Origin of the sequence: Pseudomonas fluorescens, assembly GCF_902497625.1 — a bacterium.
Taxonomy (GTDB): domain Bacteria; phylum Pseudomonadota; class Gammaproteobacteria; order Pseudomonadales; family Pseudomonadaceae; genus Aquipseudomonas; species Aquipseudomonas fluorescens_BQ.
The window spans coordinates 1-23,007 of sequence record NZ_CABVGX010000046.1 but is presented as its reverse complement, the minus strand read 5'-3'; the positions used below and the strand labels follow the sequence as shown (position 1 = coordinate 23,007).

Sequence of the window (23,007 nt, the reverse complement as noted above, 5' to 3'; positions counted from 1 at the left end):
AAAAGCTCCTCATTTGGCGTCTTTGCTAACGGTATTGAGCAGAAATTTACCGATCAGGTCCTCGAGCACCAGAGACGATTGGGTGTCATGAATGGTCGAACCCTCCTTGAGCAAGGCTTCCTCACCACCCACGCTGATGCCGATGTACTTCTCGCCCAACAGGCCAGCGGTGAGAATAGATGCAGTGGAGTCATTCGGCAGGTTATCAACGCGCTTCTCCAGCTGCATGGTCACTCGACCGGTGAAACTGTCGCGGTCCAGATCGATCGCCGTGACCTTGCCGATGGTCACACCGGCCATGGTCACTTTAGCTCTGACCGTCAAACCGGCGATATTGTCGAAATAGGCATAAAGTTTATAAGTATCGGTGGTCGCGCTCGGTGACAGGCCACTTACCCGCAACGCCAGCAACAGCAAAGCCAGGATGCCAGCCAGCAAGAAAAGGCCGACACCGATTTCCAGGGTGCGGTTTTGCATCAGAAATCTCCAAACATCAAGGCGGTCAGAATAAAATCCAGGCCGAGTACAGCCAAAGAGGCGTACACCACGGTCTTGGTAGTGGCACGACTGATCCCCTCGGAGGTGGGCTCGCAGTCATAGCCTTGGAATACGGCGATCCAGGTCACGACGAAGGCGAAAACGACACTTTTGATGATGCCGTTAAGCACGTCGTCGGTGAACGTCACGCTATTCTGCATGTTGGACCAGTAAGAACCCTCATAGACTCCCAGCCAGTCAACGGCCACCCACGAACCGCCCCAGATCCCGACCACGCTGAAAATCATCGCCAGCACCGGCAGGGAAATGAAGCCGGCCCACAGGCGTGGGGCAATGATGTACTTGAGCGGGTCGACACCAATCATTTCCAGACTGGACAGTTGCTCAGTGGATTTCATGTTGCCGATTTCTGCGGTCAGGGCGGAACCCGCGCGACCGGCGAACAGCAGCGCGGTGACCACCGGGCCCAATTCACGCAGCAGGGTCAGGGCAACCATCTGCCCGACCGCCTGTTCCGAACCGTAGCTGGACAGAATGTTGAAGCCTTGCAGTGCCAGCACCATACCGATGAACACCCCGGAGACCACAATGATCACCAGGGACATCACGCCCACCGAATGCAGCTGCTTGATCAGCAGCCCGAAACCACCACCGATGCCGCCGCGACCTAACAAGGCGTGAAACAGAAAGATTGCCGAACGGCCGAATACTGCCAACACGTCGATGCCGCCGTGGCCGAAGCGACGTACGCGTTCAATCAGTGAAATCTTGCGCATCAACGCTTCCCCAGAAGATCTGCGCGGTAATCCGTCGCTGGAAAGTGGTACGCGACCGGACCATCGGGCTCGCCTGTCATGAACTGGCGAATCCTTGGTTCCTGCGAATTCATCAGTTCCTCGGGCGTGCCCTGCCCCAACACCTGACCTTCGCCCACGACATAGATGTAGTCGGCGATGCTCGCTGTTTCGGCCAGATCGTGGGAAACCACAATACTGGTGATGCCCAACGCATCGTTGAGCAGGCGGATCAGGCGCACCAGCACGCCCATGGCGATCGGGTCCTGCCCCACGAAAGGTTCGTCGTACATGAGAATCTGCGGATCGAGCGCAATCGCGCGCGCCAGCGCTACACGCCGCTTCATGCCCCCGGACAGTTCGTCAGGCATCAGATCGATTGCGCCGCGCAAGCCTACGGCCTGCAGTTTGAGCAGAACAATGTCACGAATCATTTCTTCCGGCAGTTGGGTATGCACGCGCAGCGGAAAGGCGACGTTCTCGAACACATCGAGATCGGTGAACAGCGCACCGCTCTGGAACAACACACCCATGTGCTTGCGCGCATCGAACAGATCGCTGCGAGACAGTTTGGGCAGGTTCTGGCCGTTCACCCAGACTTCGCCCTTGGTCGGCCTTAACTGGGCGCCCATCAAGCGCAGCAATGTGGTCTTGCCACATCCGGAAGGCCCCATGATGCCGGTGACCTTTCCGCGCGGTATACGGATATCGACGTTATTGAAAATGCTGCGCGCACCGCGCTTGAAGGTCAGTCCCTTCAGCTCGACCGCGTAGGCGTTATCGGCACTCATCTAAACTCCTTGCGATGCAGCCTCTCACTCGGACGCCTGACTTTCTGGCGAAAGCACATAGCTACCCGGGCGGGCCGAACTGGCGGCGAACTATATCACCGCAACGGTCAAGCCCCCAAGGCCTACGCCGGCCTTCTTCGGTCACATGACAGGCCTAAAGGTTCATACGAAAGTATTAACGGGCACAAGGAATGACAAAGCCTGACGAACTTGCGTGAGGCTTTTGCTGAATGCCGCTATAATCGCCGCCTTTTCATCAGGCTATACGATTTCAGACATGAGCCAATCCAGCGACCTGATTCAGTCAGCTCAACGCACCATCCGTCTCGAAATGGAAGCCGTCCAAGGCTTGTTACCCCAAATCGACGCAGATTTCGTACGCGCTTGCGAAATGATTCTGGCGAGTAAAGGCCGCGTGGTCGTGGTCGGTATGGGCAAGTCAGGTCACGTCGGCAACAAGATCGCTGCGACCCTGGCCAGCACCGGCACCACGGCTTTTTTCGTGCACCCCGCTGAAGCCAGCCACGGCGACATGGGCATGATCACTCGCGATGACATCATCCTGGCCCTGTCGAACTCAGGCTCCACCAATGAAATCGTCACCCTGCTGCCGTTGATCAAGCGTCTGGGCATCCAGTTGATCAGCATGACCGGCAACCCCGATTCTCCGTTATCCAGGGCTGCCGAAGTCAACCTCAACGTCCACGTCGAACACGAGGCCTGTCCGTTGAACCTGGCGCCTACGTCTTCGACGACTGCCGCGCTAGTGATGGGTGACGCTCTGGCGGTGGCATTGCTAGAAGCCCGCGGTTTTACTGCTGAAGACTTCGCTTTTTCGCATCCCGGCGGAGCGCTCGGTCGCCGCCTGTTGCTGAAAGTTGAAAACGTCATGCACGCCGGGCAGGAACTGCCGCAAGTCCAGCGCGGCACGCTGCTCAAGGACGCGCTGATGGAAATGACCCGCAAAGGTCTGGGCATGACCGTGATTCTGGAAAGCGATGGCACACTCGCCGGGATTTTCACTGACGGCGATTTGCGTCGCACCCTGGACCGCAGCATCGACATTCACAGTGTCACCATCGATCAGGTCATGACCGCGCATGGCAAGACCGCCCGTGCCGACATGCTCGCCGCCGAGGCCTTGAAGATCATGGAAGACCATAAAATCAACGCACTGGTGGTGGTTGATGGCGACGATCATCCGGTCGGCGCCTTGAACATGCACGACTTGCTGCGTGCGGGAGTAATGTAATGAGCGCAGACCTGCTGCAGCGTGGCAAACAGATCAAACTGGCGGTATTCGACGTCGACGGCGTTCTGACAGACGGTCGCTTGTACTTCCTCGAAGACGGCAGCGAATTCAAGACCTTCAACACGCTCGACGGCCAAGGCATCAAGATGTTGATGGCAGCCGGCGTGCAGACCGCTATCATCAGTGGGCGCAAGACTCCGGTGGTCGAGCGACGCGCGAAGAATCTCGGTATTCCCCATCTGTATCAGGGTCGGGAAGACAAACTGGTGGTTCTGGACGAGCTGCTCGCCGAACTCAACCTGAGCTATGAACAGGTCGCCTACCTCGGTGACGACCTGCCGGATTTGCCAGTGATCCGCCGCGTTGGCCTGGGCATGGCAGTGGCCAGCGCCGCCAGTTTTGTGCGTGACAATGCCCACGGCATTACCCAGGCCCGTGGTGGCGAAGGTGCCGCTCGCGAATTCTGCGAATTGATCCTGCGCGCCCAGGGCCGCCTCGATGCGGCCAACGCCGCATACCTGTGAGCCAACTATGCTGAGCAAGAAATTTCGCAATACCCTGATGTTCAGTTGCATTGCCGCTATTTTTGCCGCGGTCGGCTACTGGAACATCAGCCCGGAACGCTTCCTCGACAAGCCAGTGGCCAAGGTCGATGAAACCGAAATCGACTATTACGCGATCAACGCTCACAGCGTTCAGTACCTTCCGGACGGCAAGCTGCAATACGAAATGACTTCCGACAAGGTCGAGCACTTGAAAGCGACCGAAGTGACGCTGCTGACCAACCCGGACCTGAACCTGTATCGCGGAACGCAGTTCCCGTGGCACGTTCAAAGCGAGCGTGGCGAGGTCAACCCGGACGGCACCCAGGTCGAGCTGATCGACTCGGTAAGAATTACCCGGTTTGACGAAAAGGACCGCAAGACCCTGATTACTTCCACTCGCATGACCGTGTTCCCGCAGCGGCAATATGCGGAGACCGCTCAACCCGTTAGAATCGACGGCGCTGGTGGTGTCTCGACTGGTAACGGAATGAAAGCGTATTTGAAAGAAAGCAGGATACACCTGCTATCGAACGTAAGAGGACAGTATGAGGCTCGTTAAAACTCTCCCTATTTTGCTCGGTCTGAGCGCAGCACTGGGAAGCGTGAGCGCCTGGGCTCTGCCGAATGATCAAGAGCAGCCTATCCGCATCCAGGCGGACGATGCCCAACTGGACGACAAGAACGGCGTCGCCACCTATAAAGGTGACGTGATCATTACCCAGGGCTCGATGAAGGTCACCGGTAATACCGTGACCATCACCCGCACCCAGGCCGGTGATATTGACGTGGTGACTTCGGTCGGCAACCTCGCTTACTTCGAGCAATTGCAAACCGCCGGGGACACCAAGCCTGTTCAGGGATACGGGGTCACCATCCAGTATCATGCCTCGCAAGATCGCGTCGTGCTGATCGACCGCGCGAAGGTGATCGACAAGGATGGCAACGTCACCCAAGGCGAGAAGATCGTCTACGACACCAACAAAAAGCTCGCCAGCGCCGGTCGCGCTACGGGCAGCAAGGTCACCGAGTCGCGTCCGCGCATTGATATGGTGATCCAGCCGAAGAAGAAAACCGAAGAGCAGAAGGCCCCTTAATGGCAACTCTGAAAGCTCAGCATCTGGCCAAGAGCTACAAGAGCCGCCAGGTCGTGCGCGACGTCAGCCTGTCTATCGAAAGCGGGCAGATCGTGGGCTTGCTTGGTCCTAACGGCGCCGGCAAAACCACCTGCTTTTACATGATCGTCGGCCTGGTGCAGGCCGATCAGGGTCGCGTACTGATCGATGACCTGGATGTCAGCCATCAGCCTATGCATGGCCGTGCGAAGGCGGGCATCGGCTATCTTCCACAGGAAGCGTCGATCTTCCGCAAACTCTCGGTGGCCGATAACATCATGGCAATCCTCGAGACCCGCAAAGAGCTCGACAAGACCGCCCGCCGCAAGGAGCTGGAAAGCCTGCTGCAGGAATTCCACATCAGCCACATTCGCGACAACCTCGGCATGAGTCTCTCCGGCGGCGAACGCCGTCGCGTGGAAATTGCCCGCGCGCTGGCCACCAACCCGAAATTCATCCTCCTCGACGAACCCTTCGCCGGCGTGGATCCGATTTCGGTCGGCGATATCAAGCAGATCATTCATCACCTCAAAGCCAAGGGCATTGGTGTGCTGATCACCGACCACAACGTACGGGAAACCCTGGATATCTGCGAGACGGCTTACATTGTCAACGATGGCCAACTGATCGCTGAAGGTGACTCCGCCACTATCCTGGCCAACGAACTGGTCAAGGAAGTGTACCTGGGCCACGAGTTCCGCCTGTAAGCCCTGAGGTGTCTGGCTAGTCGTCCGAGCGCCTGAAGCATCAAGCACCTCTGTGTGTTTTATTGTTAATGCGCTCTAGGCAAACACTTCAGTTTCAGGCATATAATTTGCTTAAGTTTGGCGCTTCGGCGCCCTGTAGTGGATGGCGCATGCGCGCCGGCGAATAAGGTGTTTAGCCCCTGCCATGAAACCATCGCTAGTCTTGAGAATGGGCCAGCAGCTGACGATGACACCGCAGCTGCAACAGGCCATCCGCCTGCTCCAATTGTCGACCCTGGACCTGCAACAGGAAATCCAGGAGGCCCTGGAGTCCAATCCGATGCTCGAACGCCAGGAAGAAGGCGACGACTTCGACAACGCCGATCCGTTGGCCGACAAAGTCGAGCAACCGCCCAATACCGATGTTTCAGAACCCTCCTACCAGGAAACCGCCCCGACGGTGGACAACCTCGAGGAAGGCGATTGGAACGAGCGCATCCCCAACGAACTCCCGGTCGACACTGCCTGGGAAGACGTTTACCAGACCAGCGCCAGCAGCCTGCCAAGCAATGACGACGACGAGTGGGATTTCACCACACGCACTTCCGCCGGCGAGAGCCTGCAGAGCCATTTGCTGTGGCAATTGAACCTGGCGCCGATGTCCGACACTGATCGCCTGATCGCCGTAACCCTGATCGACTGCATCAACAATCAGGGTTACCTCGACGAAACCCTCGATGAAATTCTCGAGGCCTTCGATCCCGAACTGGACATCGAACTCGACGAGATCGAGGCCGTCCTGCACCGCATCCAGCAATTCGAACCGGCCGGTATCGGCGCTCGCAATCTCAGCGAATGCCTGCTGTTGCAATTGCGTCAGTTGCCAGCCAAGACCCTTTGGCTGACCGAAGCCAAGCGCCTGGTCAGCGATTACATCGACATGCTCGGCAGCCGCGATTACAGCCAGCTGATGCGTCGGATGAAGCTCAAGGAAGACGAACTGCGCCAGGTCATCGAACTGGTGCAGAGCCTCAATCCGCGCCCGGGTTCGCAGATCGAATCCAGCGAAGCCGAATACGTTGTACCGGACGTGATCGTGCGCAAGGACAATGAACGCTGGCTGGTGGAGCTGAATCAGGAATCGGTGCCACGGTTGCGAGTCAACGCCCAATACGCCGGGTTCGTCCGTCGCGCTGACACCAGCGCCGACAACACCTTCATGCGCAATCAGCTGCAGGAGGCCCGCTGGTTCATCAAGAGCCTGCAAAGCCGCAATGAAACGCTGATGAAAGTTGCCACCCAGATCGTCGAGCATCAACGCGGTTTTCTGGAATACGGCGACGAAGCCATGAAGCCGTTGGTACTGCACGACATCGCTGAAGCGGTGGGCATGCACGAATCGACGATTTCCCGGGTGACCACCCAGAAATTCATGCATACCCCTCGGGGTATTTATGAACTGAAATACTTTTTCTCCAGCCATGTCAGTACCTCCGAAGGCGGTGAATGCTCGTCCACGGCGATCCGCGCGATCATCAAAAAACTGGTTGCGGCGGAAAATCAGAAAAAGCCGTTGAGTGACAGCAAGATCGCTGGTTTACTGGAGGCACAAGGCATTCAGGTGGCTCGCCGCACCGTCGCCAAGTACCGCGAGTCTCTCGGGATCGCGCCTTCGAGCGAACGCAAGCGGTTGATGTAGAGCCACGTTACAGCGTTCCAGTGGCAGGCAACCCAGCCTGCCGCTTTATGCACTGGCAACGAAGGAGAAGCTGTATGCAAGTCAACATCAGTGGACACCAACTGGAAGTGACCGAACCTCTTCGCACCTACATCGGCGAAAAACTCGAACGGTTAGAGAGGCATTTCGACAAGATCACCAACGTGCAGGTCACGATGACGGTCGAAAAGCTCAAGCAGAAAATCGAAGCCACGCTGCATATTCCCGGCAATGAAGTGGTCGCCAACGCGGAACATACCGACATGTACGCGGCGATCGACGCCTTGACCGACAAGCTCGATAAACAACTCAAAAAGCATAAGGAAAAGACCCAGAGCCTCCTCCAGGGCGCGACCGGTCGTTAACACTCCCTACCCATGATCCGACTTGAAAGCATCCTGACCCCCGGCCGTTCCCTCGTGAACGTGCCGGGCGGCAGCAAAAAGAAAGCCCTCGAACAAATTGCCAACCTTATCCATAAAGAAGTCCCGGATCTGGAGATGCAAGATGTCTTCGAGGCTCTGATTGCCCGTGAAAAACTCGGTTCGACCGGTTTTGGCAACGGCATCGCCATTCCTCACTGCCGCCTGAAAGGCTGTACCTCGCCTGTCAGCGCCCTGATGCACCTCGACGCCCCCATAGATTTCGATGCCATTGACGGCGCTCCGGTCGACCTGCTGTTTGTGTTGCTGGTCCCGCAAGCTGCCACCGATGCGCATCTGGAACTGTTGCGCCAGATCGCCAGCATGCTGGACCGCAAGGAAGTGCGTGAAAAACTGCGCAGCGCTCCGAGCAACGAAGCCTTGTATCAGGTTGTCCTGGACGAGCAAAACGGACACTAATCATGCGCATGATCATTGTCAGCGGCCGCTCCGGCTCAGGTAAAAGTACCGCGCTCGCCGTTCTCGAAGACAGCGGCTACTACTGCATCGACAACCTCCCTGCGGGGTTGCTGCCGGAACTGGCCGAACGTGCCTTGATTCACACCGAACTGGCGCAGCCGCTGGTTGCAGTGTCCATTGATGCGCGGAATCTACCGAGTCATTTGTCGCGGTTCCCGGAACTGCTCGAAGAAGTCCGCAGCCGTCACATCCAGTGTGATGTCCTGTACCTGGACGCTGATGAAGAGACCTTGCTCAAGCGCTTCTCTGAAACCCGTCGACGCCATCCCCTGAGCAGCGCCGATCGCTCGCTCGCCGAAGCGATCAGTGATGAGACCAATCTGCTTGGGCCGATTGCCGACCTTGCTGATCTGAAGGTCAACACCACTAATCTCAACTTGTACCAGCTGCGCGATACCATCAAGCTTCGCTTGTTGAACCAGCCTGAGCCTGGCACTGCGTTTCTGGTGGAATCCTTTGGCTTCAAACGCGGCATGCCGGTAGACGCAGATCTGGTCTTCGATGTGCGTTGCCTGCCCAATCCCTACTGGAAGCCGGAACTGCGCGAGCATTCAGGGCTGGAAAAACAGGTGGCTGATTACCTGGCGGCGCAACCGGACGTCGAGGAGATGTTTCAGGACATCTCCACGTATCTGCTCAAATGGCTGCCGCGGTTTGCCGCCAGCAATCGCGCATACGTGACCATCGCCATCGGCTGCACCGGCGGTCACCACCGCTCCGTCTACCTGACCGAACGTCTGGGTCAAGTTCTGCAACAAACCCTGAAGAACGTCCAGGTCCGCCACCGCGACCTCAGCTAAAGGATTCACATCGCGATGCCTGCTCTGGAAATCGAAATTATCAACAAGCTGGGCCTGCATGCTCGCGCTTCTGCCAAATTTGTCGGGATTGCCGGGCAGTTCAAGGATTGCACCATTCGGGTGGGTCGTACGCCTGAGTCCACCGTAGATGGCAAAAGCATCATGGCCATGATGATGCTGGCTGCTGGCAAAGGCACCAAAATCCATTTGAGTACCGAGGGCGAGCAAGCCGACGAGGCGCTGCAAGCCCTGGTGAATTTGATCAATAATTACTTTGACGAAGGTGAATAAAAAGATCGCAGCCTCGGTTCCCTCGACAGCTCCTACAAGAAGCGGCGCAGGTCCGGTAGGAGCTGCCGAGGGAACCGAGGCTGCGATCTCTTGATCTGTCGACCCGGCAGGTCAACCCAACGCTGTATCCATCACCATCATCAAGCAAAACCCCACCAGCAACCCCAGGCTGGCCAGCTTGTCATGACCATTGCGCCGCGATTCGGGAATGACCTCATGGGTGACCACCAGCAACATGGCGCCCGCCGCCAACGCCAAACCCAGCGGCAACAGTAATTGCGCCAGGCTCACCAGCCACGCGCATAACAGCGCAAATACCGGTTCGACCAGGCCGGACGCCGCACCGATCAAAAACGCTTTGACCCGCGACATCCCTGCCCCAGCCAACACCAGCGCGATCACCAATCCCTCTGGCACATCCTGCAGCGCAATGCCCATCGCCAGGCTATCGGCATCGGCCATGCCTCCCCCCGCCGACACGCCGACTGCCATGCCTTCAGGGATGTTATGGGCGATGATCGCGAATACGAACAGCCAGATGTGCGGTGGAATCAGCGGATGCTCGACGGTACCGACGAGCATTTCCGGCGACGTGCCGGACACCTTGCGATCCACCAGAAACAGCCCGAACGCACCCAGCATGATGCCAAAACTGATCAGGCCACTGGCCGTCCAGGGTGTCAGGCCGAGATTCTCTGCAGCAGTGATGCCCGGAACAATCAGCGAAAAGGCCGTCGCCGCGAGCATTACGCCAGCGCCGAAACCGAGTAGCGTATCGCTGAGCGCTTGGGGCATCTGCCGAATGACTAACACCGGTACGGCGCCGAGGGCGGTGCCCAATGCGCAAATTGCCCCGCCTTGCAGTGCCCGCATCAACTTCGGCTCCAGGTCCAGCCAGGCCAAACCCTGGGCCCCCAGCAACGTCAAACCCGCAAGCAGCAACAGCGATCCCAACGCATAGCGAAACATCCGCCCACTTCCGATCGCCAGCGTTTCAGTGCCCATAATCAGCCTTGGATATTTTTATAGGAGACTTAAACCAGTGCTGCCTGATAGCGCGCAGCAACCGCCGGCCAGTTGATCACGTTGTAAAAGGCGCTGATGTACTCCGGACGACGATTTTGGTAGCGCAGGTAATAGGCGTGCTCCCACACGTCCAGCCCGAGGATCGGTATGTTGCCGTTCATCAACGGACTGTCCTGATTGCCGCTGCTTTCGACAATCAAGGTTTTCTGCGGCGTTACGCTAAGCCAGGCCCAGCCGCTGCCGAACCGGCTCAAAGCGGCTTTGGTGAAGGCCTCCTTGAAACTGTCGAAACCGCCCAGTTGCTCATCTATCGAATTCGCCAGATCACCCTCCGGCTTGCCTCCGCCATGCGGGGTCATAACCTCCCAGAACAACGAATGGTTAGCGTGCCCGCCGCCCTGATTGATCACCGCTGCGCGAAGTTTCTCGGGCAGTTGTTGGACACTGGACACCAGTTTGTCGATTGACCATTCAGCAAACTCGGTGCCTTCAACAGCGGCGTTGAGGTTGTTAATGTAGGTCTGGTGGTGTTTGGTGTAATGGATCTCCATGGTCTGCGCATCAATGTGCGGTTCCAGGGCATCGTAGGCGTAGGGCAAGGCAGGCAAGGTAAAAGCCATTTCAGTGGACTCCTTGATGGATTGGCACCGGCGGCAACACAGCGCCGATATGCAGCAGTCGATGAGTGCGCGGATACTCGCCGTGTTCGCTGATGAAATTCAGCAGTTCGACGTAGGTTTTGCTGCTTTGACGCAGAGCCGCTTCGCGCAGCGCCGGCGAGAGTCGCGGGTCTTGCATGGTCTGCAACAACCGTTGGTGAATCGCGCACAGGTATTCGGCGCTCTCCTCCGGCTGGTTCAGACGCAGATGCAGGTCTGCGAGGTTGTGATGAGAAATCACGCAAGCGGCCACCGCTTCATCGGCGTCCGCCCAGCGTTCGAACAGCACCTGAGCCAAGGCCAGCGCCTGCAGGTACGCCTCGCGGGCATCGACCAGCTCGCCCAGCATGAAACAACGGTTTGCCCTTTCGATCGTGCGTTTCCAATGCTCCATGATGAACCTCCAAAGCGTTTGCGTTGATGACGATGATCTGCGCATCACGTTCTGTTAAATCGCCGACCGATCCAGGCTCGCTCGATAATGAGATTTATTATTATATGATAATGAGAACCAAAACAACCCTGCAGAAGGTCCGACGATGTTCTCTGTAGGAGCCCATGCAGCCGCCAACACCGGTTGTAGGCCACATAAAAAAGGCGCGCCACCCGATCGGATGGCGCGCCTTTTTGTGCAGCAGTCGGGGATTAGCTGCCCGCGACGGTCATCCGCTCGATCAACACCGAGCCTGTGCGGATATTGCTGCGCAGTTCCAGATCATTACCCACCGCAACAATTTGCTTGAACATGTCACGCATGTTGCCAGCAATTGTCACTTCCTGGACTGCAAACTGGATCTCGCCATTCTCGACCCAGTAACCCGCCGCGCCACGCGAATAATCGCCAGTTACCATGTTTAAGCCCTGCCCCATCAACTCCGTGACCAGCAGCCCACGCCCCATGCGCCGTAGCAATGCGGCCTGATCTTCATCACCATGGGTGACGAACAGGTTGTGCACGCCGCCAGCGTTGGCGGTGCTCGGCATGCCGAGTTTGCGACCGGAATAGGTGCCGAGTATGTAGGAGACCAATTCGCCCTTTTCGACAAAGGGTTTGGCATACGTGGCCAGGCCATCGCCGTCGAATGCCGAGCTGCCCATCGCGCGCATCAAGTGTGGGCGCTCGTCGATGGTCAACCACTCGGGAAACAGTTTTTGCCCCAGCGTACCTTCGAGAAACGATGACTTGCGATACAGGCTCCCGCCGGACACTGCCGACAGGAAACTACCGAACAAACCGCCCGCCAGTTCCGCCGAAAACAGCACTGGTACTTCGCAGGTCGGCACCGGACGTGCGCCCAGGCGGCTTGCTGCACGCTGCGCTGCACGCTGACCAATGCTCACCGGGTCGGCCAGCAAAGTGCCCTGGCGACTCACGTCATACCAGTAATCCCGCTGCATCTGCCCGTCGGCCTCAGCGATCATCACGCAGCTCAGGCTGTGCCGAGTCGACGCGTAACCGCCGACAAAACCATGGCTGTTGCCGTACACGCGGCACCCCTGATGAGTGCTGAGGCTGGTGCCGTCGGCATTCTTGATGCGGCTGTCGGCATCGAAGGCGGCTGCTTCGCAGAGCAGGGCTTTCTCGATGGCTTGCTCGGGGGTGATGTCCCATTGGTGGAACAGATCGAAGTCCGGCAGATCCCTGGCCATCAGCGCGGCATCGGCGAGACCCGATGCTTCGTCTTCGGACGTGTGTTTGGCAATGGCCAGCGCGGCAGCAACGGTTTCGCGAATGGCGTCGGGACCGGTGGCAGACGTGCTGGCCGAACCTTTGCGCTGACCCACGTACAAGGTGATGCCGAAGCCCTGATCGCGATTGAATTCAACGGTTTCGACTTCGCGCTGGCGCACGGTCGTGGACAGGCCCTGCTCCAGCGACACTGCCACTTCACAGGCACTGGCACCCTGGCGCTTGGCTTCAGCGATGATCTGCTCGACTTGTTCCTGCAGTGCCGGCAACGCTTGTGGGCCGACGCTTTCAACTGCACTCATGCTGTTCTCCACTCAAATTCTGCTTTCGGTGATGGCCTTCGAGCGACCGGGCCGGACAAGCGGCCCCCGACTGGTTATCATGGCGGCGTTTCTTTGCGGACGGCCACCATGGTTGATTCTTACGACGACTCCCTCGATACGGGAGAAAAAAGCAAATCCCAGGTCAAACGCGAGCTGCATGCTCTGGTTGACCTCGGCGAACGCCTTACAACGCTCAAGCCTGACTTGCTGGCAAAACTGCCGTTGACCGACGCTTTGCGCCGGGCACTGGGCGATGCCTCCAAGCACACCGCGAATATCGCGCGTAAACGGCACCTCATGTTCATCGGCAAACTGATGCGCGATCAGGACACTGACGCCATTTTGACCCTGCTCGATCAACTCGATGCCTCCACCCGGCAGTACAACGAACGTTTCCATGGCCTGGAACGCTGGCGCGATCGCTTGATCGCGGGCGACGATGCGGTCCTGGAGAAGTTCGTGCTCGACTACCCGGAGGCTGATCGTCAGCAGTTGCGCTCCCTGATCCGTCAGGCCCAGCACGAACTGGCGACCAACAAACCGCCTGCCTCGAGCCGTAAAATCTTCAAATACATCCGTGAGCTGGACGAGACTCAACGCGGTTTGCGCTGAGTCATGCCCGGTCCCCGTAGGAGCTGCCGAAGGCTGCGATCTTTTGACTTTAGATTCTTGAAATCTAAAGCAGGATCAAAAGATCGCAGCCTGCGGCAGCTCCTACAAGGGTGTTTATCTCCTTACGATCCTGTGCCACCCACCGTAATCGCATCAATCTTCAGCGTTGGCTGGCCGACACCCACCGGCACCGACTGCCCGTCTTTACCGCACGTGCCCACGCCGCTGTCCAGCGACAGGTCATTACCGACCATCGACACCTTGCTCATCGCTTCCGGCCCGTTGCCGATCAACGTCGCACCTTTGACCGGGGCAGTAATCCTGCCGTCTTCGATCAGATACGCCTCGCTGGTGGAGAACACGAACTTGCCGCTGGTGATGTCCACCTGACCGCCACCGAGGTTGGCGCAATAGATACCCTTCTTCACCGAAGCAATGATTTCGGCCGGGTCACTTTCGCCGGCAAGCATGTAAGTGTTGGTCATGCGCGGCATCGGCAGGTGCGCATAGGATTCGCGGCGACCGTTGCCGGTGCGGGCAACGCCCATCAGGCGGGCATTGAGCTTGTCCTGCATGTAGCCCTTGAGCACGCCGTTTTCGATCAGCGTGGTGCACTCGGTCGGCGTGCCTTCATCATCGACGCTCAAGGATCCGCGGCGGCCAGTCAGAGTGCCGTCGTCGACAATCGTGCACAACTTGGACGCAACCATCTCGCCCATGCGGCCGCTGTACGCTGAGCTGCCCTTGCGGTTGAAATCACCCTCCAGCCCGTGGCCGACCGCTTCATGCAGTAATACGCCCGACCAGCCGGAGCCCAGCACCACTGGCAACGTGCCGGCCGGCGCGGGAATGGCTTCGAGATTGACCAGCGCCTGGCGCAACGCTTCACGGGCATAACCCATGGCGCGGTCGTCACTGAGGAAATAGCGGTAATCGGTGCGACCGCCACCGCCATGACCGCCGCGCTCGCGACGACCATTCTGCTCGACGATCACGCTGACGTTGAAGCGCACCAGCGGCCGCACATCTGCTGCCAGGCCGCCGTCGGTGGAGGCCACAAGAATGCGCTCCCAAACCCCGGCCATGCTCACGGTGACCTGCTGAATACGCGGGTCCAGCGCACGCGTGGCCACGTCGATGCGTTTCAGCAGTTCGACTTTCTCGGCGCGGGTCATCACTTCCAGCGGGTTGTCCGGCCCGTACAACTGGGCGACATCCTGTGTGGTAAACGCTTGGACCGTACCGTTCTGCCCGGCACGGGATATCGAACGGGCCGCACGAGCGGCCGCACCGAGGGCTTCGAGCGTGATTGCATTGCTGTACGCGAAACCGGTCTTTTCACCGGACTGCGCACGCACGCCGACGCCCTGATCGAGGTTGAAACTGCCTTCCTTGACGATGCCGTCTTCCAGCGCCCAGGACTCGGAAATCTGCCCCTGGAAATACAGGTCGGCCGCATCGATGCCTGGACCTGCCAGGTCGCCGAGCACCCCTTGCAGGCTCTCGATCGTTACGCCGCCGGGCGCCAGGAGGTGTTCACTGACAGAGGACAACAACTCGCTCATATGTTTTACGCCTTAAATTCGTCGTTCCGGGCAGGCCGCTGTGCGCCCTGCGAGAAAAAGCGCCGGTGACTGGACACCGGCATCCGCGCCCTGATGGACGCCTGTTCGCTGCTATCGCGTTCGGCCAGCAGCACGGCCTCGCCTTGATCCTGTTGCGCCAGCACTCGCCCCCACGGGTCGATGATTGCGGCATGTCCAAATGTTTCCCGCGGCCCCGGATGGGTGCCACCCTGGGCGGCCGCGAGCACATAGCATTGTGTTTCGATGGCCCGTGCGCGGATCAGCACATCCCAATGTGCAGCGCCGGTCACGGCAGTAAAGGCCGACGGCGCGGTAATCAACTCGGCACCGGCGGCACGCAATTCGCTGTACAGCTCAGGGAAGCGCAGGTCGTAACACACTGTCAGGCCAACCCGACCGACGGGCGTATCCGCCACGACCACGCCAGCGCCGAACGCATAGTCATCGGACTCGCGATAACGTCCCCGCGAGTCTGCCACGTCGACATCGAACAGATGCAGCTTGTCGTAACGCGCAACTATTTCACCGTGATCGTTGATCAGCAATGAGCAGGCATGCACTTTGGCCGTCGGCTGATCCACCGGCGGCAACGGCAAAGTACCCGCCACTATCCATAACTTGAGGTCGCGGGCGGTCTGTTTCAACCATGGCAGGATGGGTCCTTGACCAGCGGCTTCGGCGCGACCGATGTCAGCGACATCCCGACGGCCCATGGCGGCGAAGTTTTCCGGCAGCACGGCCAGCGTCGCGCCACCGGCGGCGGCCTGTTCGAGCAGATGACGAGCCCGGGCCAGATTGGCCGGGACATCACTCTGGCTGACCATTTGAATCACCGCAAAAGCCATGGGCTCTCCTTACTCGAAGTCTGCATGCCAACCTGTAGCAGCTGGCGAAGCCTGCATGCCAACCTGTAGCAGCTGGCGAAGCCTGCGTCCGGCTGCGCAGCAGCCGTAAAATCAGACACCACGACCTATCGAACGCTTCGTGTAATCAGGATTCACGACTGCTGCGCAGCCGGACGCAGGCTTCGCCAGCTGCTACATGATCGCGTCGTGCCTGGAGCCATGCTACTCCATCGGCTCGCTTCAGAAAGGTTTGTCAAAGGTAATCTTCGGCTCTTTCCACGGGCCTTTGACGGTGTACTTCACGCTGGCGAAACGCGAAACGCGATCACCTATCAGCTTGTCGATCAGGAACAACGCGCCGCCGATGGCGGGTGCTCCGACGATCAGTGCGGCGATCGGCAGGTTATTGGTCACCGGCAGCGTCACCAGCAATTTCGCATCGACCCGATCGGCAACCAGATCCAGCGTTCCGTCAAGCTCGACATTGCTCGACGGCCCGGTCATCCGGATCGGTTCTCTTGTCACGTAAACGCCGTTGGTGCCGACCAGCAGCCCTTTGACCCGGTCGTAGCTCAAACCCTTGCCAAACAAATCAGAGAAGTCCAGACGCAAGCGGCGCCCGATGGAGTTGAAGTTCAGCAGCCCGAATACCCGCAACGCTTGCGCACCGCCCTCGACTTCAATGAACTGTCCCTTGTTCAGGGACGCGTCCAGCGTGCCGGAAAAACGCTTGGTGGCTACCCAGGCTGGAGAACCGGGCCAACGTCCGTCGACGTCCATATGAAAGTCTTCGCTGGTCACACTGGGAGCGAACCCCCACCCCTTAAGCACGTCGGCGAGGTTTTTGCCGCTGATGCGGCCCTTGTACCAACTGCTGGTCGAACCGGGCACACCTTCCCAGCCACCGCTGCCTTGCAGCAGCATCCCTTTGAGTCCCAGATCGAGCGTATTAAGGGCTATGCCCCGCTCGGTCGGACGAACTTTCAGGGACCAGCCGCCCACCAGATCCTGCCCTTGGAACAGCTGATTGATGATGATATCCAGCGCCGGGATTTTAGTCGGATCGACAGCGGCCAGCGGGTCGGGCGAGTTTTCATCGGCAAGAACGGTCGGATCAGGCGCTGGCAATTTTATGTACTGCAGATTGATCGCGATCGGCGTGGCTTTCGCATCGGGAATGTTCGCGCTGCCCTTGGCCTGCTGACTGTCGAGCTGCAAAGCCCAAGCCGCGGGTTTACGGTTCAATTGCACCGAGGCCTGATCGAGGGTGGTGCCGATGCCGCTGAGCTTGCCGACCTTGAAATCGGCGCTGCTGAGCAATTGCCTGGCGTTGCTGCCGGGATCCTGGCCCGCGTATTTATCCACCAGCTCTTTCCACGGCCCTACATCCAGTTCCGCCAACTCGCCGCGCACACGCAGCCCTTTGGCACCGGGCAGTACCGCATTACCGGCACCGAGAAACAACTCGCCGCGCCCGTCGGCAAAATTGCCGCCAGGCGCCGCGAAGGTGAAATCAGCCAGGTCACCGTAATCAACCCAATAGCGACGCTCCGCACCTTGCAGCGTCATCCGGAACGTGGTGTTACGTCCGACTTGCGCCGCCATACCGAATGGCGCTGGCAGATCGACCGCCACCCCGAGCAGACTGGAATTGACCATCAATTGGCTGTCGGCGCCATCCAGATCGAGTTGTAGCTGATACGGAATCACGCCGGACACCGGCAGCGGCTGGGTGACACTCAGCCAGTCAGTGAGCTTTTTCACTTCAACTTCGCCCGAGGCGGCGACCCGAGTCTTGAGCTTGTCAGGGCTGCCATCGGCAAATATCTGCGCGGTCACCGGCTTATCGAAGGCCTGTGCCGTGATGTTCTGGCCGCTTAGACCCTTGGCGCTGTCGAAACGGAAATCGCCTTTGAGCTGCGTCAACTCCAACACCGGCTCGGCGAGTTTCAGGCGCGCTTTGGCTGTCTTGAAATCGACCAGAATCTTCGGCTCTTCACCCTTTTCCAACGGGATATCCAGCTTCAGCTTGCCGCGCAGATCACCCTCACCTTCCCAGCCGGCGAAAGTTTCGGCGGTGCCAATTGGCGCTTCCTGAAGAATTTTCAGGCCATCGCCCAAGCCGCCAGCAAAGGCGCCGTCGAGGAACAAGTGAGTTTTCTGACCGGCCGCAACGTGAGGAATATTGACGTAAACATCGCTGACCTGAGTGTCGAGCAGCTGCCCTTTGCTGGCCAGAATGCGCACACCGCTGTCTTCGATGAACACGTCGCCGCTGACTTTTTTGACGTGAGGCCAGCCCGGCTGAAATGCGAGCTCGGCATCGTGAACCTTGAAGAACAGACTGATGCTGCGCGCGGTGTCAGCAGCGCCAGCATTGAGCGAACCTTGATACTGGAAGAACCCCTCGTCCACTGCACCTTTGACAATCGCCGTGCGCAGCCACTCGTCCAGCGCCGGGCTCAAGACCTCAGGCAAGTATTTGGCGGTGTACTTGCCGTCGCCCTCGAGCAGCCCGACCCGCAGGTCCATGTAGTCTTCCTGGCTGTGGTCGAAATGCAGTCGTATCAGGAAGTCACCGGCAATTTTGCCTTCCTCGCCAAGCACCTTCAGGTACGGCGCAATCAGGGTGAAGCCTTGCTTGTCGAGTTTCCAGGTCAGCCGTGCGTTGGCTTGAATGTATTGCCATGGCTTGGCGAAGATCGGGTCCAGGTGCAGGACAAAGTTCTTGCTGTCCATGCGCAACTCGCCCTGGCCAAGGTCACCGCTGATGCTGCCACTGACATTACGTGCTGCTGGCGCGCCGTGATACGCATCGAAGCCGACGTTATCCAGGTTGGCCGCGAAGGCGAATTTACTGTCATCGGTGGCATTGGGGCGGAAATCGAGCAGCACGTTGTGCAAACCGCCAGTGACCTTCAACCGCTCGACGGCTTTGCTGACGCCTTCCGGCAGCGGTCCCAACGCATTGAGCAAAGGCGTGATCGGTGTCAGGTCGAGGCGATCTGCCTGCAGATGCCAGAGCTCTTCAGCCTTGTCGGTCGCGGCGGTTTGCGTGAGTTGCAGGTGTGATTCCCAGCGCGTCTCCCCCAGGTTCATGGCGAGAGAATCGAACGTCGCGACGACGCCCTGAGCGTTGCGCTGGAAATAACCGTTGAGCGCAAGATTGTTGATCTGGATAGGTTTGCGCTCGGCGTACGCGCCCTTTAGTTGCGGCGCGTTCAGCCGAACTGCGCCGCTCTGCAGCGCACCCTTGTTCCAGTTGAACCAGAGCTCGCCACCGGCCTTGATCTCGGAGAAATTCCACTGCTGGGTCACGCGCTCGGGCAGCCACTTCGACCAGTCGCTTTGCGGCAGGCTCAGGTACCCGTCGGCTTCACCGTCCTTCCACTGACTGGCGCGAATTCGTGTGCGCAAACTCATGGCCATCGGCTGGCCGTCAGGCAGGGTCAGCCGCGCATCGAGGCGCTGGCGGCTGGCGCCGGTTTTCAGGCTGACGCCGACATAAGTCAGGGTCAGGGGTGGATGATCCAATGGTTGCAACGTGACCTGGCTGTCGAGCACCGACAAACGCTGAACCATCTGCATACGGTTGAGCAGTTGTTCCGGATCGAGTGGTTGATCCTGCTGCACCGGCAAACCTTCCAGCGCCCACTTGCCATCTTCGCCTTCCTTGAGGCTGATCTTTAGGCCACTTAATTCCAGATGGGCAATTCGGACCTCGCGCGCCAGCAAGCTGGCCCACAGATCGGGCACCGCGCGCACCTGATCCAGACGCAAGGCATTGGCGCCTTCGCCCACCATCACGTCGTGGGCGAGCAGGATCGGCGCAAACCCGCGCCAGTTACCTTCCAGCTCGCCGATGTGCATGGGCATGCCCAAGGCCACGGCGGCTTTGCTTTCGACTTCGGCCCGGTATTCGGCCACCAGCGGTGTCAGTTCCCGACCGAGACTGACGTACAACGCCATCAAGACCAAAACCAACGCGCACAGGCCCAGACCCCAACGGGTCAGCGCGGCCAGAATGCGTGTCAGACGCTCCATGTCAGTTGGCTCCCATGGCGAAAACAAAGCAAAAAGCTGAGGCCAGCTGTTCTAGTAAGGTTGAAGCACAGCGATTCAGAGCAACACCACGTCGTATTGTTCCTGCGAATACATGGTTTCCACCTGGAACCGAATGGTGCGGCCGATAAAGCCCTCCAGTTCGGCAACATTGCCTGACTCCTCATCAAGCAAGCGGTCGACGACTTTCTGGTTCGCCAATACACGATAGCCCTCAGCCTGATAAGCGCGGGCTTCGCGGAGAATTTCGCGAAAGATTTCGTAGCAAACGGTTTCCGGAGTTTTCAGTTTGCCGCGCCCTTGACAACTGCTGCACGGCTCGCAGAGCACTTGTTCGAGACTCTCACGCGTGCGCTTGCGGGTCATCTGCACCAGACCCAACTCGGTGATGCCGATGATGTTGGTCTTGGCGTGATCGCGCTCCAGCTGCTTCTCGAGCGTGCGCAACACTTGCCGCTGGTGCTCTTCATCTTCCATGTCGATGAAGTCGATGATGATGATCCCGCCCAGGTTGCGCAGGCGCAGCTGGCGGGCGATGGCTGTCGCAGCTTCCAGGTTGGTCTTGAAGATGGTTTCTTCGAGATTGCGATGGCCAACAAATGCGCCGGTATTGACGTCGATGGTGCTCATGGCTTCCGCCGGATCGACTACCAGGTAACCGCCTGACTTCAACGGGACTTTGCGCTCCAGGGCTTTCTGGATTTCATCTTCGACGCCATACAGATCGAATATTGGTCGCTCGCCCGGATAATGCTCAAGACGGTCGGCGATTTCCGGCATCAGTTCGGCAACGAACTGCGTGGTCTTCTGAAAGGTTTCCCGGGAATCGATGCGAATTTTCTCGATCTTCGGGCTGACCAGATCCCGCAAGGTGCGCAGCGCCAGACCGAGATCTTCATAAATGACACTCGGCGCGCCGATGGTCTTGATTTGCTCGTTGATCTGATCCCACAGGCGGCGCAGATAGCGGATGTCCATGAGAATTTCATCGGCACCGGCACCTTCGGCGGCCGTGCGCAGGATGAAGCCGCCCGCTTCCTTGATGCCTTCTTTGGCGACGCAATCGGTGACGACTTGCTTGAGTCGGTCGCGCTCGCCTTCGTCTTCGATCTTCAGGGAAATACCGACGTGGGCAGTGCGTGGCATGTACACCAGGTAACGCGAAGGGATCGACAGTTGCGTGGTCAGGCGTGCGCCCTTGGAGCCGATCGGGTCTTTGGTGACCTGCACGACCAGGCTCTGACCTTCGTGGACCAGCGCGCTGATGCTCTCCACTGCCGGGCCTTCGCGCAAGGAGATTTCAGAGGCATGGATGAATGCGGCACGGTCCAGCCCGATGTCGATGAACGCGGCCTGCATGCCGGGCAAAACCCTCACCACCTTGCCTTTGTAGATGTTGCCGACGATCCCGCGCTTTTGCGTGCGCTCGACATGAACCTCTTGCAGAACACCGTTTTCAACCACCGCCACGCGCGATTCCATCGGCGTGATGTTGATCAGGATCTCTTCACTCATGGCAGGGTCTCGTTCAGGCGTATTCACGATTATGGCCGCATCTTGTCAGTACGACGCTCAGCGCGCGTTAAGGGTTTGCCAACAGGGTATGCCGAAATGGCCCACCAATTCTGCGGTTTCGCACAATGGCAGGCCTACCACGGCGGAATAACTGCCATTGAGGCTGGCGACAAACACCGCGCCAAGCCCTTGAATGCCATATCCGCCGGCTTTGTCCCGTGGCTCGCCGCTGGCCCAGTAGGCCGCCGCCTCATCGCGATCAATGGCGCGAAATCGCACCAGACTGCGCACCACGCGCGACTCACAGCGGTCGCCTTCCAGCACGGCGATGGCCGTCAACACCTCATGCTGCTGGCCCGCCAGCAGCATGAGCATGGCGCATGCCTGGGCTTCGTCCACCGGTTTGCCAAGAATCTTGCCGTCGAGCACCACGGCTGTGTCGGCGCCCAAAACACAAAAATCATCGGCAGACACAATCGCGCGGCGGCCGGCTTCGGCCTTGCCACGCGCCAGGCGTTCGACGTAGGCCGACGGGGTTTCGTGATTCATTGGGGTTTCATCAATGTCTGCGCTGATGACGGAAAACGGCACACCGATCTGCGTGAGCAGTTCGCGCCGACGCGGTGAGCCTGAGGCGAGATACAGCTGTTTCATCAAGACATCTCCCTGTTTAGTGCTCTGGCTCACAAGTACCGATCCTTCTTTGGCGTATTGCAAGGCAGGGCACCGGCAAATGCCTGTGCGAATCAGTTGATTCTGTAGCGCCGACGCAGACCGCGCAAACCGTAGCTGACCCAAGGCCAGAGCAAGGCGCTGACCAGCGCCGGCAGTACCAGCGCCAACGTTGGCTGGCGGTTGCCGGTCAGGGCGCTGAGCCACAATTGAGCAAGCTGGGCGAGACCGAAGATCACCAGGATCACCAGACTCTGTTGCCACATCGGGAACATGCGCAAGCGCTGTTGCAGCGACAACACCAGGAAAGTGATGAGCGTGAGGATCAAAGCGTTCTGACCGAGCAAAGTCCCGTACAGCACGTCTTCAGCCAGGCCCAGGCACCACGCGGTGGCCATCCCGACCTTCTGCGGCAGCGCCAGCGCCCAGAATGCCAGCAGCAAGGCCAGCCAGAGTGGGCGCAGGATTTCCATGAATTGCGGCAATGGCGAAACGCTGAGCAGCAGCCCGATGGCGAATGTCAGCCAGACCATCCAGCCGTTTCGGGAGGCAGTTGCACCGACCATTATTCTCTTCCCCCAGGGTTGGCTGGCGTGGAGGCCGGCGGCCTGGCAGCCGGTCTCACCGCT

Annotated in this window: 24 protein-coding genes; 11 read left to right on the top strand and 13 right to left on the bottom strand. The window is 58.9% G+C overall.

The window, feature by feature from the left end:
• Positions 1-9: 9 nt before the first annotated feature.
• The 3 genes from mlaD to F8N12_RS22340 are packed head-to-tail and all read right to left on the bottom strand — an operon-like array spanning position 10 to position 2,083.
• On the bottom strand, positions 10-477 hold the full coding sequence (mlaD, locus tag F8N12_RS22350) for an outer membrane lipid asymmetry maintenance protein MlaD (RefSeq protein ID WP_028623784.1): 468 nt from the start codon (positions 475-477) through the stop codon (positions 10-12).
• Positions 477-1,274 (bottom strand): lipid asymmetry maintenance ABC transporter permease subunit MlaE, encoded by a 798-nt coding sequence (gene mlaE, locus F8N12_RS22345; RefSeq protein WP_150582330.1) that lies wholly within the window; start codon positions 1,272-1,274, stop codon positions 477-479. Before mlaE ends, mlaD begins: the two co-directional genes overlap by 1 nt.
• A complete protein-coding gene (locus F8N12_RS22340) occupies positions 1,274-2,083 on the bottom strand; it encodes an ATP-binding cassette domain-containing protein (RefSeq protein WP_150582329.1) in 810 nt (269 codons plus the stop codon). The genes mlaE and F8N12_RS22340 overlap by 1 nt, the downstream gene beginning before the upstream one ends.
• A gap of 277 nt (positions 2,084-2,360) precedes the next feature.
• Here F8N12_RS22340 and F8N12_RS22335 point away from each other — a divergent pair, with 277 nt between their 5' ends.
• The 10 genes from F8N12_RS22335 (at position 2,361) to F8N12_RS22290 (ending at position 9,388) form a co-directional block, all read left to right on the top strand.
• The gene (locus F8N12_RS22335; RefSeq protein ID WP_150582328.1) at positions 2,361-3,335 is read left to right on the top strand and encodes a KpsF/GutQ family sugar-phosphate isomerase; all 975 of its coding nucleotides are present in this window, start codon (positions 2,361-2,363) and stop codon (positions 3,333-3,335) included.
• Positions 3,335-3,859, top strand: a complete 525-nt coding sequence (locus F8N12_RS22330; protein WP_150582327.1) for a KdsC family phosphatase — start codon at positions 3,335-3,337, stop codon at positions 3,857-3,859. Before F8N12_RS22335 ends, F8N12_RS22330 begins: the two co-directional genes overlap by 1 nt.
• 7 nt (positions 3,860-3,866) lie before the next feature.
• The gene (gene lptC, locus F8N12_RS22325) at positions 3,867-4,439 is read left to right on the top strand and encodes an LPS export ABC transporter periplasmic protein LptC (protein WP_150582326.1); all 573 of its coding nucleotides are present in this window, start codon (positions 3,867-3,869) and stop codon (positions 4,437-4,439) included.
• A complete protein-coding gene (lptA, locus tag F8N12_RS22320) occupies positions 4,426-4,974 on the top strand; it encodes a lipopolysaccharide transport periplasmic protein LptA (RefSeq protein ID WP_150582325.1) in 549 nt (182 codons plus the stop codon). Before lptC ends, lptA begins: the two co-directional genes overlap by 14 nt.
• The gene (lptB, locus tag F8N12_RS22315; protein ID WP_150582324.1) at positions 4,974-5,699 is read left to right on the top strand and encodes an LPS export ABC transporter ATP-binding protein; all 726 of its coding nucleotides are present in this window, start codon (positions 4,974-4,976) and stop codon (positions 5,697-5,699) included. Before lptA ends, lptB begins: the two co-directional genes overlap by 1 nt.
• Positions 5,700-5,883: 184 nt before the next feature.
• Complete coding sequence (locus tag F8N12_RS22310; protein WP_150582323.1) at positions 5,884-7,377, top strand: RNA polymerase factor sigma-54; 1,494 nt, start codon at positions 5,884-5,886, stop codon at positions 7,375-7,377.
• 74 nt (positions 7,378-7,451) lie between these two features.
• Complete coding sequence (hpf, locus tag F8N12_RS22305; protein WP_007941242.1) at positions 7,452-7,760, top strand: ribosome hibernation-promoting factor, HPF/YfiA family; 309 nt, start codon at positions 7,452-7,454, stop codon at positions 7,758-7,760.
• Between the two features lie 12 nt (positions 7,761-7,772).
• Entirely contained in the window at positions 7,773-8,237 is a 465-nt protein-coding gene (gene ptsN / locus F8N12_RS22300) for a PTS IIA-like nitrogen regulatory protein PtsN (protein WP_150582322.1), read from the top strand.
• 2 nt (positions 8,238-8,239) lie between these two features.
• Positions 8,240-9,097 (top strand): RNase adapter RapZ, encoded by an 858-nt coding sequence (gene rapZ, locus F8N12_RS22295; protein WP_150582321.1) that lies wholly within the window; start codon positions 8,240-8,242, stop codon positions 9,095-9,097.
• 15 nt (positions 9,098-9,112) lie between these two features.
• Complete coding sequence (locus F8N12_RS22290; protein ID WP_150582320.1) at positions 9,113-9,388, top strand: HPr family phosphocarrier protein; 276 nt, start codon at positions 9,113-9,115, stop codon at positions 9,386-9,388.
• Between the two features lie 111 nt (positions 9,389-9,499).
• Here the strand turns inward: F8N12_RS22290 and F8N12_RS22285 are convergent, their stop codons facing one another.
• The 4 genes from F8N12_RS22285 to pmbA form a co-directional block, all read right to left on the bottom strand.
• On the bottom strand, positions 9,500-10,393 hold the full coding sequence (locus F8N12_RS22285) for a ZIP family metal transporter (RefSeq protein WP_150582319.1): 894 nt from the start codon (positions 10,391-10,393) through the stop codon (positions 9,500-9,502).
• Between the two features lie 29 nt (positions 10,394-10,422).
• Positions 10,423-11,034: a superoxide dismutase gene (locus F8N12_RS22280; protein ID WP_150582318.1), complete on the bottom strand. Its 612-nt coding sequence runs from the start codon at positions 11,032-11,034 to the stop codon at positions 10,423-10,425.
• 1 nt (position 11,035) lies between these two features.
• Positions 11,036-11,467, bottom strand: a complete 432-nt coding sequence (locus F8N12_RS22275) for a hypothetical protein (RefSeq protein WP_150582317.1) — start codon at positions 11,465-11,467, stop codon at positions 11,036-11,038.
• A gap of 251 nt (positions 11,468-11,718) precedes the next feature.
• Positions 11,719-13,065: a metalloprotease PmbA gene (gene pmbA, locus F8N12_RS22270; protein WP_150582316.1), complete on the bottom strand. Its 1,347-nt coding sequence runs from the start codon at positions 13,063-13,065 to the stop codon at positions 11,719-11,721.
• A 108-nt stretch (positions 13,066-13,173) separates the two neighbouring features.
• Here pmbA and yjgA point away from each other — a divergent pair, with 108 nt between their 5' ends.
• A complete protein-coding gene (gene yjgA, locus F8N12_RS22265) occupies positions 13,174-13,698 on the top strand; it encodes a ribosome biogenesis factor YjgA (protein WP_150582315.1) in 525 nt (174 codons plus the stop codon).
• A gap of 122 nt (positions 13,699-13,820) precedes the next feature.
• Here the strand turns inward: yjgA and tldD are convergent, their stop codons facing one another.
• The 6 genes from tldD to mreD form a co-directional block, all read right to left on the bottom strand.
• Positions 13,821-15,263 carry a metalloprotease TldD gene (gene tldD / locus F8N12_RS22260; RefSeq protein ID WP_150582314.1) on the bottom strand — a complete coding sequence of 481 codons (1,443 nt, stop codon included), beginning with the start codon at positions 15,261-15,263 and terminating at the stop codon, positions 13,821-13,823.
• A 5-nt stretch (positions 15,264-15,268) separates the two neighbouring features.
• Positions 15,269-16,129 carry a carbon-nitrogen hydrolase family protein gene (locus F8N12_RS22255; protein WP_150582313.1) on the bottom strand — a complete coding sequence of 287 codons (861 nt, stop codon included), beginning with the start codon at positions 16,127-16,129 and terminating at the stop codon, positions 15,269-15,271.
• A 240-nt stretch (positions 16,130-16,369) separates the two neighbouring features.
• On the bottom strand, positions 16,370-20,173 hold the full coding sequence (locus F8N12_RS22250; protein ID WP_150582312.1) for a YhdP family protein: 3,804 nt from the start codon (positions 20,171-20,173) through the stop codon (positions 16,370-16,372).
• 75 nt (positions 20,174-20,248) lie between these two features.
• Positions 20,249-21,706 (bottom strand): ribonuclease G, encoded by a 1,458-nt coding sequence (gene rng, locus F8N12_RS22245; RefSeq protein WP_150582311.1) that lies wholly within the window; start codon positions 21,704-21,706, stop codon positions 20,249-20,251.
• A gap of 57 nt (positions 21,707-21,763) precedes the next feature.
• Positions 21,764-22,360, bottom strand: coding sequence for a Maf family protein (locus F8N12_RS22240; RefSeq protein WP_150582310.1), 597 nt, complete (start codon positions 22,358-22,360; stop codon positions 21,764-21,766).
• A gap of 92 nt (positions 22,361-22,452) precedes the next feature.
• A complete protein-coding gene (gene mreD, locus F8N12_RS22235) occupies positions 22,453-22,944 on the bottom strand; it encodes a rod shape-determining protein MreD (protein ID WP_150582309.1) in 492 nt (163 codons plus the stop codon).
• Positions 22,945-23,007: the final 63 nt, after the last annotated feature.

Excerpts from the sequence above, each read along its gene's own strand:
- F8N12_RS22330 (WP_150582327.1), top strand. The coding sequence starts at position 3,335 with ATGAGCGCAGACCTGCTGCAGCGTGGCAAACAGATCAAACTGGCGGTA.
- F8N12_RS22310 (WP_150582323.1), top strand. The coding sequence starts at position 5,884 with ATGAAACCATCGCTAGTCTTGAGAATGGGCCAGCAGCTGACGATGACA.
- lptA (WP_150582325.1), top strand. The coding sequence starts at position 4,426 with ATGAGGCTCGTTAAAACTCTCCCTATTTTGCTCGGTCTGAGCGCAGCA.
- hpf (WP_007941242.1), top strand. The coding sequence starts at position 7,452 with ATGCAAGTCAACATCAGTGGACACCAACTGGAAGTGACCGAACCTCTT.
- F8N12_RS22285 (WP_150582319.1), bottom strand. The coding sequence starts at position 10,393 with ATGGGCACTGAAACGCTGGCGATCGGAAGTGGGCGGATGTTTCGCTAT.
- F8N12_RS22340 (WP_150582329.1), bottom strand. The coding sequence starts at position 2,083 with ATGAGTGCCGATAACGCCTACGCGGTCGAGCTGAAGGGACTGACCTTC.
- tldD (WP_150582314.1), bottom strand. The coding sequence starts at position 15,263 with ATGAGCGAGTTGTTGTCCTCTGTCAGTGAACACCTCCTGGCGCCCGGC.
- mreD (WP_150582309.1), bottom strand. The coding sequence starts at position 22,944 with ATGGTCGGTGCAACTGCCTCCCGAAACGGCTGGATGGTCTGGCTGACA.
- rng (WP_150582311.1), bottom strand. The coding sequence starts at position 21,706 with ATGAGTGAAGAGATCCTGATCAACATCACGCCGATGGAATCGCGCGTG.
- F8N12_RS22290 (WP_150582320.1), top strand. The coding sequence starts at position 9,113 with ATGCCTGCTCTGGAAATCGAAATTATCAACAAGCTGGGCCTGCATGCT.
- F8N12_RS22250 (WP_150582312.1), bottom strand. The coding sequence starts at position 20,173 with ATGGAGCGTCTGACACGCATTCTGGCCGCGCTGACCCGTTGGGGTCTG.
- mlaE (WP_150582330.1), bottom strand. The coding sequence starts at position 1,274 with ATGCGCAAGATTTCACTGATTGAACGCGTACGTCGCTTCGGCCACGGC.
- mlaD (WP_028623784.1), bottom strand. The coding sequence starts at position 477 with ATGCAAAACCGCACCCTGGAAATCGGTGTCGGCCTTTTCTTGCTGGCT.
- lptC (WP_150582326.1), top strand. The coding sequence starts at position 3,867 with ATGCTGAGCAAGAAATTTCGCAATACCCTGATGTTCAGTTGCATTGCC.
- F8N12_RS22255 (WP_150582313.1), bottom strand. The coding sequence starts at position 16,129 with ATGGCTTTTGCGGTGATTCAAATGGTCAGCCAGAGTGATGTCCCGGCC.
- F8N12_RS22335 (WP_150582328.1), top strand. The coding sequence starts at position 2,361 with ATGAGCCAATCCAGCGACCTGATTCAGTCAGCTCAACGCACCATCCGT.
- yjgA (WP_150582315.1), top strand. The coding sequence starts at position 13,174 with ATGGTTGATTCTTACGACGACTCCCTCGATACGGGAGAAAAAAGCAAA.
- lptB (WP_150582324.1), top strand. The coding sequence starts at position 4,974 with ATGGCAACTCTGAAAGCTCAGCATCTGGCCAAGAGCTACAAGAGCCGC.
- pmbA (WP_150582316.1), bottom strand. The coding sequence starts at position 13,065 with ATGAGTGCAGTTGAAAGCGTCGGCCCACAAGCGTTGCCGGCACTGCAG.
- F8N12_RS22280 (WP_150582318.1), bottom strand. The coding sequence starts at position 11,034 with ATGGCTTTTACCTTGCCTGCCTTGCCCTACGCCTACGATGCCCTGGAA.
- F8N12_RS22240 (WP_150582310.1), bottom strand. The coding sequence starts at position 22,360 with ATGAAACAGCTGTATCTCGCCTCAGGCTCACCGCGTCGGCGCGAACTG.
- F8N12_RS22275 (WP_150582317.1), bottom strand. The coding sequence starts at position 11,467 with ATGGAGCATTGGAAACGCACGATCGAAAGGGCAAACCGTTGTTTCATG.
- ptsN (WP_150582322.1), top strand. The coding sequence starts at position 7,773 with ATGATCCGACTTGAAAGCATCCTGACCCCCGGCCGTTCCCTCGTGAAC.
- rapZ (WP_150582321.1), top strand. The coding sequence starts at position 8,240 with ATGCGCATGATCATTGTCAGCGGCCGCTCCGGCTCAGGTAAAAGTACC.